The organism is Mangrovimonas sp. CR14 (assembly GCF_011764015.1).
Classification (GTDB): Bacteria; Bacteroidota; Bacteroidia; order Flavobacteriales; family Flavobacteriaceae; genus Mangrovimonas; species Mangrovimonas futianensis.
This window is the reverse complement of the sequence record NZ_JAAFZY010000002.1, coordinates 389,323-406,047: the sequence shown is the minus strand read 5'-3', so window position 1 is coordinate 406,047 and position 16,725 is coordinate 389,323. Positions and strand designations below refer to the sequence as shown.

At 37.7% G+C, this 16,725-nt stretch carries 10 protein-coding genes; 4 read left to right on the top strand and 6 right to left on the bottom strand.

All coding sequences use genetic code 11. From position 1 onward, the window contains the following. Nucleotides 1–96 precede the first annotated feature (96 nt). The 3 genes from GZ212_RS04985 to GZ212_RS04975 form a co-directional block, all read right to left on the bottom strand. A complete protein-coding gene (locus tag GZ212_RS04985) occupies nucleotides 97–1,185 on the bottom strand; it encodes an FUSC family protein (RefSeq protein ID WP_166957818.1) in 1,089 nt (362 codons plus the stop codon). An 80-nt stretch (nucleotides 1,186–1,265) separates the two neighbouring features. Then, entirely contained in the window at nucleotides 1,266–3,701 is a 2,436-nt protein-coding gene (locus GZ212_RS04980; RefSeq protein ID WP_166957816.1) for a DUF4982 domain-containing protein, read from the bottom strand. Next, on the bottom strand, nucleotides 3,698–4,825 hold the full coding sequence (locus tag GZ212_RS04975) for a glycosyl hydrolase 53 family protein (RefSeq protein ID WP_240923753.1): 1,128 nt from the start codon (nucleotides 4,823–4,825) through the stop codon (nucleotides 3,698–3,700). Before GZ212_RS04975 ends, GZ212_RS04980 begins: the two co-directional genes overlap by 4 nt. A 155-nt stretch (nucleotides 4,826–4,980) precedes the next feature. On the opposite strand from GZ212_RS04975, the gene GZ212_RS04970 reads away from it, so the two are divergent. The 4 genes from GZ212_RS04970 to GZ212_RS04955 all read left to right on the top strand — a co-directional run bounded on the left by GZ212_RS04970 (nucleotide 4,981) and on the right by GZ212_RS04955 (nucleotide 10,740). Beyond that, on the top strand, nucleotides 4,981–5,979 hold the full coding sequence (locus tag GZ212_RS04970; protein WP_166957814.1) for a GntR family transcriptional regulator: 999 nt from the start codon (nucleotides 4,981–4,983) through the stop codon (nucleotides 5,977–5,979). 1 nt (nucleotide 5,980) lies between these two features. After that, nucleotides 5,981–7,126 carry a galactokinase gene (locus GZ212_RS04965; protein WP_166957812.1) on the top strand — a complete coding sequence of 382 codons (1,146 nt, stop codon included), beginning with the start codon at nucleotides 5,981–5,983 and terminating at the stop codon, nucleotides 7,124–7,126. Nucleotides 7,127–7,131: 5 nt separating this feature from the next. Further along, the gene (locus tag GZ212_RS04960) at nucleotides 7,132–8,160 is read left to right on the top strand and encodes a UDP-glucose--hexose-1-phosphate uridylyltransferase (protein ID WP_166957810.1); all 1,029 of its coding nucleotides are present in this window, start codon (nucleotides 7,132–7,134) and stop codon (nucleotides 8,158–8,160) included. Nucleotides 8,161–8,265: 105 nt separating this feature from the next. Continuing rightward, the gene (locus GZ212_RS04955) at nucleotides 8,266–10,740 is read left to right on the top strand and encodes a cellulase family glycosylhydrolase (protein ID WP_206080384.1); all 2,475 of its coding nucleotides are present in this window, start codon (nucleotides 8,266–8,268) and stop codon (nucleotides 10,738–10,740) included. Here the strand turns inward: GZ212_RS04955 and GZ212_RS04950 are convergent, their stop codons facing one another. From GZ212_RS04950 to GZ212_RS04940, 3 genes are all read right to left on the bottom strand, one after another. Then, nucleotides 10,741–12,330: a T9SS type A sorting domain-containing protein gene (locus GZ212_RS04950; protein WP_166957806.1), complete on the bottom strand. Its 1,590-nt coding sequence runs from the start codon at nucleotides 12,328–12,330 to the stop codon at nucleotides 10,741–10,743. It abuts the gene before it with no gap. 155 nt (nucleotides 12,331–12,485) lie between these two features. Beyond that, entirely contained in the window at nucleotides 12,486–15,320 is a 2,835-nt protein-coding gene (locus tag GZ212_RS04945) for an alpha-amylase family glycosyl hydrolase (RefSeq protein ID WP_166957804.1), read from the bottom strand. A gap of 79 nt (nucleotides 15,321–15,399) precedes the next feature. Beyond that, nucleotides 15,400–16,719: a SusE domain-containing protein gene (locus GZ212_RS04940; protein WP_166957802.1), complete on the bottom strand. Its 1,320-nt coding sequence runs from the start codon at nucleotides 16,717–16,719 to the stop codon at nucleotides 15,400–15,402. Nucleotides 16,720–16,725: the final 6 nt, after the last annotated feature.

Here is a 16,725-nt window from a genome sequence, read left to right as displayed (position 1 = left end):
CAATTTGAATGACGACAGAAGCCTGTTTTGATATGTGTCACCCTTGATTAGGGATGCCGATTGAAGAGTGTTTTGCTTTTTTGTTTCATCGCTTTTTTAAGACCTGGTCTTTTTCATCTTATTACCAATTAAAGTGAGTCCTTTGATACTATGAAATCTTAGTTTTTCTTTGTGTAATGTCCAGCCGCCAAAGGCTCCCAAAATACTACCTATGCAGATTTCAGTAAATCTTAGGGTAATCAATTCATCGGGTTTATGAAATAGGGGATGGGCCGCTTCAGAGAGTAAAATGGTTAATGGAGTGATAAAAACCACTGCCCATGCATAGTGTCTTACAACCAGAATTTCTATAATAAATTGCAAGATAATAATGGTAATAGCTATGCTAAAAGGAGATTCTACAATTCCTAGAATAAACCAACACAGTCCAAGGCCAATAAAGGTTCCCGTTATTCTGTAGAAGGATCGTTGCCAAATATGGTACAAAGAGGCTCCTTGCATAACGGCGGCACAGGATATGGGAATCCAATAGGGATTATCTAATTTCATGAGGTGACCTAAAGCCAAAGCCACACACATAAAGCAGCCGGTAATAATTGCTTCCCAGTAATCGGCATATTTTCTGAAATCCTTATTAGCTGCCTCAGATTCTGATTTATTCGTTTGAGTTGACGGAAACAAGAAAATATAGATGAGTCCGAGAATACAAGAAAATATAGTTCCTAGACTAACCATTCCTATTTTTATGGGAATGGATGATAGGTCAAAAGGCATACAAATGGCCATGGAGGCTACCATGATAAAAAAGAAACTTCTTGGTGGGGAGGCCTTGTAGTATAAAGCTACCCAGTGAGCCAAGAAAGAAAATATGCCAAAGCTGAAAATCGCAACCAATGGATGAAAACTAAAAATAAGTCCGAAGGAAAAGGATACCATAAATCCAAACGAACAAATCAATAGTGTAAGAATCCTATGGGTTTTAGAGCCGCTACCTGGAAGGTAAAGGATCACCAAAGCACTTAAACTAGCCAAAAGGGCTTGTTGCAAATTATTAAAATAGATGCCCAAAAGCAAAGGCGTTCCCACGCAAATAGCAGCCAAAAGAGCCAAATGCCATTTTCTGGAATTTTTCCTAAAGGTGAACAGAAGCCGAAGCTCAGTGGAAATCGTTTGTGATGCTTTCATGGTTAAATATCATGCAAAAATAATGATAATCTGCTCATGCTATTAACCGAAAGCTATTGCTTTTCTCTATTTATAGATATTTACTTTTCCGTTTTTATGATGATGGATGCCGATTTCAATTTTTTTCCTTTTACCGTCAGTTCCATGCTTCCTGCTGTGTTGGTTGACTTCATTAAAACTACCAGTTTGCCACTAAACAGCTTCATAGTTGGTTCATGAAACAATTCTAAAGATGTGGCATCCCCATTACAGGCGGCTCTATAGGAACCATTTCCGGTGACCTCGAACTCTAATTGGTTGGCGGCTGTTGGACAGGGATTTCCATTTTTATCAACTACTGAAACAGTAACAAATGCTAGGTCTTCACCATTGGCTTTTATGGTTTTGGAATCCGGTTCCAAAACAATTTGATGGGGTTCGCCAGCAGTTGTGATTTCTTTTTCCGCAACCGCTTTGCCATTTTGATCCAGTGCAACAACTTTTAAGGTTCCGGGTTCATATTTGACATCCATCCACATGAGACGATATCGGTTCTGAGGTGTTTTGTCATTTTTCTTTTGTATTCCTAAACTTTTTCCATTCAAAAACAATTCAGCTTGGTCAAAACTGGTGTAAACAAAAACAGGGGTGGTCTCGCCTTCACGCCCTTCCCAGTTCCAGTGAGGTAAAATGTGTAAAGTTTCATCTTGGGTGTTCCAGCGACTTCTGTATAGGTAATAACGATCTTTAGGTAGACCTGCTAAATCATTGATGCCGAAATAGGAGCTTCGTGATGGCCAGACTTCATCATATGGGGTTGGTTCGCCAAGATAGTCGAATCCAGTCCAAACAAATTCGCCAATAACCCAAGGTTTATCATCCTGTAAAATGAAATCCTCGTCTGGTAAATTAGACCAACTGCAATATTCTAGATCGTAAGAGGAGGATTGAAAGTCATCATATTGTTTCATGCTGGCAATTTCTACTGGGAACTTGTAAATGCCTCTTGAACTCACTGTGGAAGCAGTCTCCGAACCTAAAATAAATCCTTGGGGGAACTTTTCATAAGCTTCTTCATAGAGGTGTACCCTGTAGTTTAATCCTGGGACATCCAAAAGTGCTCCAAATCCAGATTCCATTACCGCTTTAACTTGGTCCATGCCTACGGTAACGGGCCTGGTAGGGTCTTCTCTATGAAAAATATCTTGAAGCCATTTGGCACGTTTCACTCCTTCTGTTCCCCATTGATCTGGGACTTCGTTGCCCGAACTCCACATAACAATAGAAGGGTGGTTTCTAGTTGCTCTTACCAAGTTGACAACGTCCTTTTCGGCATACTCGTCAAAATATAAATGGTAGCCATTGTCTACTTTAGGCTTTTTCCATTCATCAAAACTCTCTGCCAAAAACAAAAAGCCCATCTCATCACACAACTCCAGTTGCTCAAAAGAAGGCATGTTATGAGAACTTCTTATAGCATTGGCTCCCATGTCCTTTAAAATTTGAAGTTGACGTTTTAGTGCAGAGCGATTGACAGCAGATCCTATCGGGCCTAAATCGTGATGAAGACAAACTCCTTTAAATTTTGTGACTTCTCCATTTAGGCTAAACCCTGTTTTTTGATCATATTGAATGCTTCTTATTCCAAATTTTGTTGTAATAACATCCTGTAACTCATTTGAAGAGAATAATCTAGTAACAGCTGTGTATAAATGTGGAGTTTCCGGACTCCATAACTTAGGATTTTTAACAAGGAAATTTTGATCGAATTCATCATTAAAAATAGTTTCACTAACATTTGAGTCCATTGTAATACCATTTGGGCCTATGATATCTGTAACGATACGTAAATTTTCTCCACTTACTTTGGTCTTAATATTGACCTTGCCTAAAGTTTTATTGGCAATGGGCGTGGTGATAAAAGTTCCCCACTGGTTAATGCTTGTTTTGTTTTTAACAATGATTTTTACATTTCTATAGAGTCCGGCACCTGGGTACCATCGCGAGGAAAGTCCTTTGTTGTTTAACTTGACGGAAATCGTATTGTTTTTGGAAGAGACATATTCGGAAATATCAAAATAGAAATAGGCGTATCCATACTTCCATTCACCTACCTTCTTGCCATTAATATATACTTCAGGCTCACTCATGGCTCCTTCAAAAAGGATGAGTACTTTTTTATCTGCGTCGTAATTTGGGATCTTAAAGTGATTTCGATACCAAGCTTCGCCAATATAAGGTAAGGCACCTGTTCGCCCTGTTTTTTCAGTAGCCACTTGTTCGCCGTTTTGCTCTATCGCTACATTCTGTTTGTCTATTTCTTTGTCAAAGGGGCCATAAATAGCCCAATCATGAGGAACGGTTACATGTTCCCATTTTCGATCATCAAAATTAGGATTGACTGCTTGCGGATGATGTCCCTTTTGAAATCTCCATCCTTGTTTTAAAGTAAGGATTTCTCTGGTTTGGGATTGCATGGACAAGCCATAAAACAAGCATATGATGAATACGAACTTTATTTTGTTTGAATTTTTCATTGGTTATTCGTTTGTGAGCCGTTATAAAACTGCATGCCTAAATTGGCTTTGTTGTTATGATCAAATAAGGTGGCATTGTCCCAATGGGAGCCTTGTCCCCAAAGCGTAGAACAATTGGTAGAAACCCAAGCAGGTTCCCAATAAATAATACCTTCTCCACCAGCCTCCTTGACCACGGTTTCAAGTTGTAGGAGATAATTTAATTGGCCTTGTTGGGTCGCTGGGAGGCCATTAATTAAGGCATCTGAACCCAAAATATTGTTAGCTTCATCAGCATTGTCTAATGTAAATGGATAGGCGGTTTCCACAATCATTAATTTTTTATCGTAGGTAGAAATTAAGGAAGAAAGGGCTGAGCCTACATTGTTGAGGTCATATGAAGACCATATTGGGTAATATGACAACCCAATCCAATCATAATCCGTGACTCCGTTTTGTGATGCTTGTTCAAACCACCATAGGCCATTTTCAGGTTGGGCAATATGCAGCATGATTTCAATATCTATTGAATGTTGTTGAGAGAAATCACGAATAGCTTGTATGCCTTTGTTTAGTAAAAAGGAATTGCGATTCCAGTCAATGGGCCAAACCAAATCGCCTTGTTGTAGAATCATGCCATTGATTTCGTTTCCAACTTGAACCATGTCCGGATTTAACCCTGAATTATTTAAGTCATTTAGGGTTTCTAAAGTATAATCATATAATAAGGAACCTAAAGTTGTTGTGTTGTTAATTTCTGGAATCCAAGCTGTAGGGATTTCTTGGGTTTCAGGGTCTGCCCAAGTATCAGAATAATGGAAATCCAGTAGTACTTTCATCCCCAGAGATTTGGCTCTTTGAATGGTTTGTTTGACGTCTTCTATATTGGAGTAATCGGTCCAAGTTGGGTTGTGCCATAAACGAACGCGTACTAAGTTGGTTCCTGCATTTGCAAAAATCTGAAACGGATCTTGAACCGTGTTGTTAGTGTTTTTATAAGTAGCTCCACAATCTTCCATTTCGTTTACATATGAGAGGTCTGCGCCGTAGTAAAAGAAATCTTCAGAAGGGGTAGGATTATTTGGCTGTTCTTCCGGATTATCTTCACTGCTTGAGCATCCCATAAGACAAAATGCGGTAAACATTATAAAGATGGATGTTTTGAAATATTGTATCATATTCTTATTTAATTATCTCAAATAACAAGGATTTGATAATTTGAACATTGTTTGTTTACAAATTTAAAAATAATAATTAAAAAACCCTACCAGTACCTACCGGTTTTTTGTATCTTTGTCAAATGAATTTAATTTCAATCAAGGACAATATCGGTATTCCTAAATACAAGCAGATTGTAGCGTCAATTGAGGATGCTCTTATGGCTGGGTTATTGAAAAAGGGAGATAAATTACCGTCTATTAATAAAGTGAGAAATCATTTTGATTTATCACGAGATACTGTCTTGATGGCTTTTAATGAGCTCAAGATGAGAGGTATTGTGGAGTCTGTTTCAGGAAAGGGATATTATATAAAAAGTGAAGATGTTACGGTGAAACAAAAGGTCTTTCTATTTTTTGATGAGTTAAATGCTTTTAAGGAAGATATTTACAATGCCTTTTTAGAAGAATTGAGTCCTCAATTTCAGGTAGACATCTTTTTTCATCATTTCAGTTATGACGTTTTTAAAAAACAAATTTTAGATAATGTAGGGAGTTACAACTATTATGTGATCATGCCAGCCAATCTTGAGAATGTTGCTGATGTGTTGGCCTTATTGCCTAAAGAGAAAGTCTTTTTATTAGATCAAACCAATGCCTCTTTAATAGATTATTCGGCTATTTATCAAAATTTTGAAAAGGACATGTCAGATAAACTGACTTTGGCAATGTCTCAAATCAGTAAATATGAAAGAATCGTATTGGTTTATTCGCCAGCCAAACAACCTCACGGCATGTTAAAGGGGTTTCAGAATTTTATCAACTCAAATCAGATTCAAGGAGAGGTTATTTCCAGTTTGAAAGAACGCCCTTTGGCTAAAGGGGAGGTTTATGTGACTTTGGACGATAGGGATTTGATTGTTTTGATAAAAAAAATGAACGAACAGCAACTGGAATTAGGCTCCGATATTGGGGTTATTTCCTATAATGACACCCTATTGAAGGAAGTTGTAGGTAATGGAATTACTACCATTTCTACAGATTTCAAATTAATGGGAACAACCTTGGCCAATATGATAAAAAATGGAGAACAGGGTCAAGTTGAAAATCCTAGTCAACTAATCATAAGAAAATCTTTATAAAATGAATGCAATTATAAAAGATGACATTGTAAAGAAATTTAAACAACGGTTCCCTAATGATCCCATTGTGGTTAAATCTCCGGGAAGGATTAATTTAATTGGGGAGCATACCGATTATAATGAGGGCTATGTATTTCCTGCAGCTATAGATAAAGGCATAACAGCAGCTTTTTCAAAATCAAAAAATGCTTTTTGTACCATTGTTTCAATGGATTTTGAAGAGGTTATGGAGCTGCATTTAGATGATGTAAAGGCTATTCCTAAAGGTAATTGGAGAAATTACATCATTGGGGTAGTGGGGGAGATGCAGAAAAAAGGAATTCAATTGGAACCTTTTGATATGGTATTTACGGGCGACATTCCTAAAGGTGCTGGGTTGTCATCATCGGCGGCATTAGAAAATGCAGTGGCTTATGGACTTAATGACTTGTTCGATTTGGGCTTGTCCAAGCATGAACTCATTTTTATTTCGCAAAAAGCAGAACATCATTATGTGGGTGTACGTTGTGGAATCATGGATCAGTTTGCGAGCATGTTTGGTGAAGAAGACAGGGCTTTATTGTTGGATTGCAGAAACTTGGAATTCAAAACCTATCCATTGGAATTTGAAGATTATCAGGTGATGCTAATTAATACCAATGTAAGTCACAGTCTGGTAGATGCTGAGTATAATGATAGGAGAGCTGTTTGTGAAAAAGTAGCCAATTTGTTGGATGTGCCTTTTCTTCGTGATGCCAACGAAGCTTCTCTTAATCAAATAAAGGATCAATTGACGGAAGTGGAATATCAAAAAGCACTTTATGTCATTCAGGAAAATGACCGTGTTTTAAGAGCTGGGAAAATGTTGGAAGATGGAGATTTGCAAGGTTTTGGAGAATTGCTTTTTGAAGCGCATGGTGGGGTTCAGCATCAATTTAAAGTGAGCTGTCCCGAACTTGATTTTTTGGTTGAAAAAGGGAAAGCGCATCCCGATGTCATTGGATCTAGAATGATGGGAGGAGGCTTTGGAGGCTGCACCATCAATATATTAAAGAAGGATGCAGTCGCATCTTATTCCGAAGAAATTTCAAAACAGTATAAAGATACATTTGGTAAAGATTGTTCCATATATTTTGTGAAGTTATCACAGGGAACACATAAAATTTAATTGTCATGGAAAACGATATTCAAGATTATTCCCATAAAAGATACAACCCATTGACAGGAGAATGGGTGCTAGTTTCACCGCATCGTGCCAAAAGACCTTGGCAAGGGCAACAAGAAGAGCCTTCAAAGGAGGTTAGGCCTAAACATGATTCTAGTTGTTATTTGTGCTCTGGAAACACAAGGGCCAATGGAGAGGTAAATCCTTCTTATGAAGATGTGTTTGTGTTTGTGAACGATTTTTCCGCATTACAAAAGGATTCCAAAAAGTTTTCAGTTAACAGTGGGCTTATTCGTGCTGAAGCAGAACAGGGTATTTGTAAGGTGATTTGTTTCAGTCCAGATCACTCCAAAAGTCTAGCTGATATGGCTGTTGAAGACATTCAAAAAGTCGTTTTTACTTGGCAAAAGGAGTTTCAAGGCTTAAGTGAGAATGACAATATCAATTATGTACAGATTTTTGAAAATAAAGGAGCTGTCATGGGGTGTAGCAATCCACACCCACACGGACAGATTTGGAGTCAATCGACCCTTCCAAATGAAGTGGTTAAAAAGGATAACCAACAAAGAACTTATTTTCAAGAGAATGGGAGAACGCTTTTAGCTGATTATCTAAAACAAGAACTGGAGCTCAAGGAACGCGTTATTTTTGAAAATGAAGCTTTCGTGGTTTTGGTACCTTTTTGGGCGATTTGGCCTTACGAAGCTATGATTGTTCCAAGAAAAGCGCAGAAAGACATTTTGGAAATGAGTCAAGAGGAGACTTTGATGTATGCCGAAGCCATTTCAGTGCTTACCAAAGTTTACGATAGGTTGTTCCAAACCTCATTCCCTTATTCCAGCGGTATTCATCAAGCACCATGTAATGGGCAAGATAATGCACATTGGCATTGGCACATGAGTTTTTATCCGCCTTTATTGCGCAGTGCTACCGTTAAGAAATTTATGGTGGGTTATGAAATGTTTGGGATGGCCCAAAGGGATATTACTCCAGAAACGGCAGCGGAAACTTTAAGACAGTTGTCAGAAAAAATGTAATTCAAAAAGATGGTTATGCGTTTGTTTAAATTCCTTTTCGCTTTTTTATTTGTGCACTTAACTTTCGGTCAAAACAATGATGTGTTTATTGATCAAAACGGTGTTATGAGATGGGGAAAAACTAAGGCAGAGGTTCACGGTTTTGGGGTGAATTATACGGTGCCTTTTGCCCATGCTTATAGGTCGGCAAAAAAAAAGGGTGTGAATCCCAAAGAGGTTATTTTAAATGATGTGTACCATTTTAAAAGATTAGGTTTTGATTTGTATCGCGTTCATGTTTGGGATACCCAAATTAGTGATGAAATGGGGAATTTGATAGAAAATGAATACCTAGAAACTTTTGATTTTTTATTGAAGACCTTAAAAGATCACGGAATGAACTACGTGATTACACCCATTGCTTTTTGGGGTGATGGTTGGCCAGAACCAGATTCTGATACGCCAGGTTTTTCAAATAAATATGGGAAAGGTGATTGCTTAACAAATCCGGAAGCCATTAAAGCTCAGGAAACCTATCTCTTTCAATTTTTGAACCATGTGAATCCTTATACAGGTGTAGTTTATAAAGACGAACCCAACTTAATAGCTTTTGAAGTTAGTAACGAACCTCACCACAGGGGCAGTGAACAAGAGGTCACTGCTTTTGTATCAAAGATGGTTAAAGCTATGCGGAATACGGGTACAAAGAAGCCTATATTTTATAATATGAGTCACGCCGTCCATTTTATGGATGGCTATTTTGAAGGAGGTGCTCAAGGAGGAACTTTTCAATGGTACCCTACTGGTTTAGGTTATGGCAAGGAATTAGGTGGAAATCTATTACCCAATGTCAATGATTATAACATGCCTTTTGATTCTGTCATCAAGAAGCATCACGGAGCTAAATTAGTTTATGAATTTGACGCGGCCGACGTGGGACGATCATACATTTACCCAGCGATGGCACGAGGTTTTAGGGAAGCAGGGATACAAATAGCGACTCATTTTTCCTATGACCCCACATTTTTGGCCTATGCCAATACCGAATATAATACGCATTACATGAACCTTAATTATACTCCTCAAAAGGCTTTGGCACTAAAGATTTGTTCTGAAGTGTTTCATGAGGTTCCCATGTATGCCAATTTCGGAATGTATCCAGGGAATAAGACTTTTAGCGATTTTAAGGTGAGTTATGAAAAGGACCTCGCGGAATATAACACAAACGAAAAATTCTTTTACACCAATTCAACAAGCTCTCGACCTAAGAAGCTGAAAAAGCTTAAAGAAATTGCAGGTTTTGGAAATTCAGAAGTAGTAAAATATGAGGGATTGGGGGCCTATTTTTTAGATAAATTAGATGATGGAGTTTGGCGATTAGAAGTGCAGCCTGATGCTGTTTGGGTAGCAAATCCATTTGGTAGAAATAGTTTAGATAAAACTGTAGGCGTTATCCAATGGGAGACAAGAGCCATGTCCTTGTTTTTGCCTGATTTGGGCTCTGAGTTTTCGATTGAGGCAATTGATGATGGAAATTCATATTCTGCAAGTGCTGTAGAACAGTCTTTCAGTATACAACCTGGAACTTATATTGTAAGTAAGAAAGGAGTCGAAAAATCATGGGATCATTCAACGGATTTCAAATCCTATCCAATCAATCATTTTTATGCACCACAGTCAAACGTCGAGAGAGCTTATTTGAAACATGACCCTTTGGAAGAGGCCTCTGATTCTGGTGATTTAAATTTAAAGGTTCAGTATATCGCTCCTAAGAAACCTAAACAGATCAAATTGATGGGTTTTACTCCCAAAGGGCGATTGAATCTGGATTTTAATGAGGTGGCGCCTTATCAGTACGAAGTCGTTATTCCAAAAGGTCAATTGGCACATGGTTATTTAAATTATTACTTAGTGGTTGATTCAGGAACGGAAACCATGACTTATCCCGCTGAAAGTAAGAAACAGCCAACCGCTTGGGATTTTTATCAACGCGAATCCTATAAAACCAAAATAGTTTCTTCATCATTTGCGGTTCATTTGTTTGATGCAAATCGGGATTCTGAAGAACTTGTTATCCCTTGGCGTAAAGGCTTACAGTTAGTTCCAACCGAGAATTTCAATGAAAGTGCCTACCAAATTCGTTTGGAACATATTTTCGTTCCAGATGAAGAAAATAGGAATGCTGCACCTATCTATGATTATTCTTTTAAACAGGTAGTAATAAAATCGCTTGAAGAAAGAAAAGCTGATTTAGACAGTAAGAAAACCTTGATTTTTAGAGGGCAATCGCTAGATGGAAAGACAGGAAAATTACAGATTGCATTAGTTATGAAAGATGGTTCGGCGTTTGGAGGGCTTATAGATTTGGAACCAGAGGTAAAGGATTACGAGTTGCCATTGGCCAATTTGAAGCCAGTAAAAACTGTGACCTTACCGCGTCCCTATCCCAGCTTTTTACCCTATTATTTTGAACATCAAAATCAAACTAGTTTTAATATCCATTCAGTTGAAAGTGTTCAATTTTCTATTGGTCCAGGAATGGAAGAAAGCGAGTTGCAGAAGCCTCAAGGTATTTCAGTTATCGGAGTCTTTTTAAAATAACTAATTCTTTACGAGTTTTCCTTTAGAAATAGTGCCTTGTGTATCCATAGCTTCTAAAAAATAGAGGCCAGAGGCTAATTCGGAAACATCAAATGAAGTGCCGGTACTTGAAAGGTTTTTAAATTCTTTAACCTTTTTTCCTGATAGATTATAAATGGTTAAAGAGTTGATATCTTTATTTACCTGAAAGGCTGAAGAGGTTGGGTTCGGATAAAGATTTAGTTCAGAGAGATTCTCAACTTTTATAGTAGATAGGGTATCATCTAGTATCCCGTTTAAGGTTACTGCTATTTGACTGGAATTATTATAGGTAATGGTAACTGTTCCATTGCTTTCGGTTACATTGGGATCCAATAGATTTACCTGAACATTTAAGGATGTATTGGATTTTACAAAGCGATTGTCATAAGATGTTTCCAGTGCAAAATTGTCTCCACTTAGAGAAATATTGTCAATATAAGTTCCCGTGTCTCCTGTGTTGTTTGATAATTCTATGTTGATAGAAAAATTGATGGCGTCGCTTGGATATGCAAAGTTCTTGACCAATTCATCAGCTTCAAACGTACTATTAATTAAAGCGGTTCCTGAGGGATTGTATTCGTTGTAGTATTCCATGCTTTTAAATGAGGTACCACCACTTGATCCTGATAAAACAATAATGCCATTGCCAGAAACAATGGCTTGAATCCCATGTCTGGAATTGTTTAATGAAGCTTTGGTTTCCCAGAGATTAGTTGCTGGGTCAAAGGCTTCAACTTTATTCCATTGGGTGTTATAGCCATCGGGATGCATGCCTTCTCCACCAATCACAAAAATTTCGTTATTGAATAAGGCAACACCATAACCTGCTCTTGGTGTAGGAATGTCACTGGAGCTACCTAAAGTGGTCCATGATTCAGTTGTAAAATCATAGACATCCGATTCTGGTATCATAGGGGAGAAGATTCCCCCAGGACCACCAGAAAGGCGTCCTCCCAAGGCATAGATTTTATTGTTATAAACAACGGTTTGAATATGATCTCGTGCGTTTGGTGCATCATCTAAAATAGTCCAAGTGGCATTAACCGGGTCATACTCGTCAAAATAGGAAACATAACCGCCATAATGACCGTTAGTATTACCTCCTACCATGTAAAATTTATCGTCTTTCATTACTAAACCATTGGCCCCTCTTTTACGGGCCTCTGGAATGGGCATGCCTTCAATCCATGTTTCGGTAACTGGATTGTACATATAAACGTAATCAGCATTTTCTTCGGTGTCATTGTCTTTGAAGGCTCCAATGACCCAAATGAGTCCTTCATACAAGACGCCCTGACAATGGTTGAATTCATATGGTGCCATTCCCCCGGTAGACCAAGTGTCAGTAGTAAAATCATAAACTTCCACCGTCTGAGCGGATTCTCTTCCGCCAAAATATACAAATTTGTCACCTGCTTGAACAAAACTAAACTCATGACGAGCTACATAACTATCATCTTCATCATACTCTTGCCATGTTTGTGATTGTAGCTCATGAACTGGGAATATGCATAGGGCAAGCAAGCAAAGGGTATGGATAGCTGTCTGAGTGAGGGACTTGGTTGACATAACTTGATATTTAGTAAAAAGGTATGATAAATTTGGGCATTTCAGAATTAAAATCGATAAATATTTTTAATATTCGGTTAGTTGTCAAATCATTAAAAAAGGCTTCCAGAATTTTCTGGAAGCCTTTGTGCTTAAAGAAGGAGTTTTCAAATAAATCAGTTCTTTATAAGTTTAGTGGTGAAAAGCTGTCCTGAGTTGTTTGAAACTTTAACAATGTACATTCCTTTCGATAAGCTTGAAATATCAAATTGTTGCCCCTTTGTTAGAGCGCCATTTTGAGTCAATACTATTTTTCCTTGAAGGTCATAGATTTGAATTTCATTAATATCTATAGACAATTGAAAACTATCACTAGTAGGATTCGGGAATAATTGAACCTGTTGCGTGAAGAATTCATCTGAGCTTAGATTTTCTGTTTGAGTATACAATCTATATTCACCTGCTTCTAAGGTTAAAGATGCCGTCGGATTTGAAACGCTTAGATTGTTTCCGGTGAAAAATTCATACCAAACTCCTGTACTAGGGAAATTAGGATTCACAGTTTGTGTGGTCACATCAAAATTAGCAACCACCACCGCGTCTAGGGAGCCTTCTGAGTCATATAGATTTATTCTTTTAACCAATCCAGAGACATCCAAAACGTAATTATCAGTGTTGAATGTAGTAGGGAATTCTTTCTTTAGATTGATCATTTGTGCAGTCACATTATAAAGGTCTAATCGGTTACTTTCCGTATTATATCCTAAAGTCCAAATATCTGGTTTGGGTTCTAATCTACATGAATTGTCAACGGTTCCATTGCCTGGGCAATAGTTAATGGAATAATCATATCCCATTTCACCAAATTGCCAAACCATTTTTGGTCCTGGTATACTATAAAATATAGTGGTTGCAGCTTCTTGTCTATTTAAGGCAGTGTTTAAATCGGTAACATCATAGCTTCCATTCGAATTTCCAAACTGTAAGTTTTTATACATCAAGCGTTCTTCGTCATGGCTTTCCATATATACGACTAAGTTGGGATCGTTCCATCCTCGGTTTTCATAAGATGCCCAAGAAATATCGGTGTTTCCACTCCAACCCATGGTGTTTTCATTAAAGCTATAATTCATATTTCCCCATAGCATTATTCCATAGTTTGCTAATTCGGTTTCTTCAGAATTGTCAGAAAGATGCTCGAAAATAACATAGGCTTCATTCTCTGGATCATTCGCCCAAACATGATCTGCGTAAGCTTTTAGATTAGCAATTCTACTGGCATCATAGGCACTTGCCCAGTTGTCTGCTCCATAATATAGGGTGTTAGAAAGCCCTTTTGTAAAGTCGAATCTGAAACCGTCTACTTGATATTCGTTCATCCAAAAACTAAGAACATCATTGAAAAAGTTAACCGTAAAGTCAGACTCGTGATTGAAATCATAACCCCAATGCGCACTTGTATTGTCCACAAGATTATGATATTGATTGTAATAAGGGTTGTCGGTTGCTGGAATTCCGTTGGCATTATCCCAATACATTTGAACCAAAGGTGATTGTCCATAAGAATGGTTGAAAACTACATCTACGATGACAGCAATACCTCTTTCGTGGCATTCATCAACAAATTCCTTGAAACTGTTTTTTGTACCATAGGCTTTGTCTAAAGCCATGTAAAAGGAAGGATTGTAGCCCCAGCTTATATTTCCTTCAAACTCATTTATAGGCATTAATTCTACTGCATTAACCCCTAAGCTTTCTAAATAATCTAATTGCGAAATAGCGCCAGAATAGGTAGCAGCGTCTGTAAAGTCTCTAATTAATAATTCATAAATGATTAAATTTTCTTGATCTGGTTTGCTGAAGTTGGTGACCTGCCATGAATACTCGGGTTCTTGTGTGTTTAGGAGGCTTACAATGCCTTCAGCTCCAGATGGGTAACTGGGTAAGTTTGGGTAGATCTCACTTGGGATATAAATGTCATTATTCGGATCCAAAATGGTGGTTGAATAAGGATCTGCAATTGTGACAACTGGAGAAGAATTGGTTGGAACATCAGTATAATCTCCTACCAAATATTGATATGTATAATTTTCTCCTGGCGTTAGTCCTGTTAATTCAACCCAAAATTTAGAAGAAGAATCGTCCTTTTTCATGGCATAAGGATTACTAACCTCCCAATTGTTAAAACTACCTATGACATAAACAAAATCTTTGTTTGGAGCCTCTAATACTAAAATAGCAGTAGTTGCATCTTCTTCGTTATAATTTATACCGTTGCTTAGGTTTTCAGGCAATGCTTCAGTTACCGTGTTATCTACATAAATGGTGAAAAATTTCGAAATACTATTTGATCCTTGAGTGACCACAAGTTCACATTCTTGGTTTTCCTGTAAATTGGTAAATAAATAACCATTGTAAAAAGAAGTGTTGTTTTGCGTATGTACGCTTACGCCATTTGCAAATAACTCGTAGTTGGCATTACCATTAGAGTTAGTAGCTAAGATTTGAGTGCTTCCACCGTTTTCCACAGCTAATAAACCATTTGCACTGTTTGGAGGATTAATCATGGTTACTTGAAATGCTCCAACATTCAAAAAGAAATCTCCACAGTCTGTAGCTTTTAATTCCTGACTTCCATCCTCATTTCTGAAAACCATTCCCATTTTTGTAGCCTGTGAAGCTTGGGTTTCAGTTAAGCCAAAATAAATTTCTGGTGTCAATGTGATGCTCCAGGTTCCATCCCCGTTACTGCTCATTTCTCCAACACCATCATCTTGCCCCCAATTACCAATTACATTGAATCCCCAAGGGTTGTTGTCATCACCAATTCCGGCATGCAAATATACTTTAGTCGGGTTGTTGAAACCATTACAATTAGTATCGTTACTATTGGCGTCTATGGTTATGGTTACCTCTTGGTCTACAATGATAGGGCTTGGGTCAGTAGTAAGTTGACCAAAGCTTATAAAGGTTAGGAAAAAGAGTAATATAAAAAGTGTATTTTTTTTCATAGCAAATCTAATTTTTGAACAAAAAGGCCTACAATAGATAAGTATTTTATTGTAGGCCTTTTTCATTATAAAAAATATATTATTGGTATGGATTTATAGTAATTGTAGGAGGATCAACACTGAAATTAACTGTAATGTTATATATTCCAGCTTCTACCATAATATTAGCTCCATTCAATTCCAAAGTTCCATCTGCTCCATCATCACCATAATTTACGGCCCAATTATCGTTTTGTCTAACTTTAATTTCGCCAGCTATTAATTCGGCACCATGGATGTAGAAGAAACCTTCATTAATTCCAAAGTCTGGTAAAAACTTTTGATCTGGTCCGTCCCAACCATTAGGTGTTGCACTTCCAACCAATCCCCAAACATCTGTTTCCTCTAGGGTATAGGTCAAGTTATTAAGGTCTAAGGTGACCAAATAATGACCAGCTGTAACAGGAATGTTATCTCCACCTTCATCTAAAGTTCCGTCTAATCCAGAATCTCCATAATTCAAGCCCCAGTCATTACTTCTTCTGAATTTAATTTCTCCTTCTATTAGGGTAACAACTGCTTTCCAATTGTTTTGGTATGGATTATATGTAAACTGTGCATCTGGTCCATCCCATCCATTAGGTGCGGCACTACCCACAATTCCCCAGGAATAAGTTTCCATGGTGTAAGTTAGGGTGTTTAAATTCATTAAGATTCTGTAAGAACCAGCACTAACAGGAATGTTATCTCCTCCATCATCCAACGTACCATCTAATCCAGTATCTCCATAATTTAGGGTCCAGTCATTATTTTCCCTAAACTTGATTTCACCATCTCTTAAAGTCACATAAGCAACTAATACGCCTGATTCACTTGTTGTATAGAAAGGTAAATCTGGAATGTCTGGAGTTCCCCATCCTCCTGGAGTTGCACTTCCTACCACGCCCCAAGTAGTAGATAAATCTAAAACCGAAGAGTAAGGAGTTACAGTTAACGTAACAGGATTTGATAAGAATATTTGAGAACTACTTAACCTAGTTTCGACACGAATGTCTACAGCATCTTCTACTAGAGGTTCAAGTTCTAATGAAAGGAGTTTACTGTTCAATTCTTGAACTGTAAAGGTTTTTTCCATTTCCACTCCAGCACTTACTGCTTGGGCATCGGTAAAATCACCACCAACATGATCAATTAATACGCGATATGTAGGAGCTGCAGCAAATCCAAATTCCGGCGAGGTCCATGATACAGTCACCGCATCATCTGGAGCTGTTTCTTCTGTCAATACTACCGAGCTGGTAGACAGGCTTACAGTCGTATTGGCATTTTCATTGAGCATCACATGCTCTACATCGTCACATGACGATGCTACCAAGAGGATGCTCAAAAATAAAATAGCTTTATTTATAATTGTTTTCATAATCAT

Excerpts from the sequence above, each read along its gene's own strand:
- GZ212_RS04985 (WP_166957818.1), bottom strand. The coding sequence starts at position 1,185 with ATGAAAGCATCACAAACGATTTCCACTGAGCTTCGGCTTCTGTTCACC.
- GZ212_RS04980 (WP_166957816.1), bottom strand. The coding sequence starts at position 3,701 with ATGAAAAATTCAAACAAAATAAAGTTCGTATTCATCATATGCTTGTTT.
- GZ212_RS04975 (WP_240923753.1), bottom strand. The coding sequence starts at position 4,825 with ATGTTTACCGCATTTTGTCTTATGGGATGCTCAAGCAGTGAAGATAAT.
- GZ212_RS04970 (WP_166957814.1), top strand. The coding sequence starts at position 4,981 with ATGAATTTAATTTCAATCAAGGACAATATCGGTATTCCTAAATACAAG.
- GZ212_RS04965 (WP_166957812.1), top strand. The coding sequence starts at position 5,981 with ATGAATGCAATTATAAAAGATGACATTGTAAAGAAATTTAAACAACGG.
- GZ212_RS04960 (WP_166957810.1), top strand. The coding sequence starts at position 7,132 with ATGGAAAACGATATTCAAGATTATTCCCATAAAAGATACAACCCATTG.
- GZ212_RS04955 (WP_206080384.1), top strand. The coding sequence starts at position 8,266 with ATGAGATGGGGAAAAACTAAGGCAGAGGTTCACGGTTTTGGGGTGAAT.
- GZ212_RS04950 (WP_166957806.1), bottom strand. The coding sequence starts at position 12,330 with ATGTCAACCAAGTCCCTCACTCAGACAGCTATCCATACCCTTTGCTTG.
- GZ212_RS04945 (WP_166957804.1), bottom strand. The coding sequence starts at position 15,320 with ATGAAAAAAAATACACTTTTTATATTACTCTTTTTCCTAACCTTTATA.
- GZ212_RS04940 (WP_166957802.1), bottom strand. The coding sequence starts at position 16,719 with ATGAAAACAATTATAAATAAAGCTATTTTATTTTTGAGCATCCTCTTG.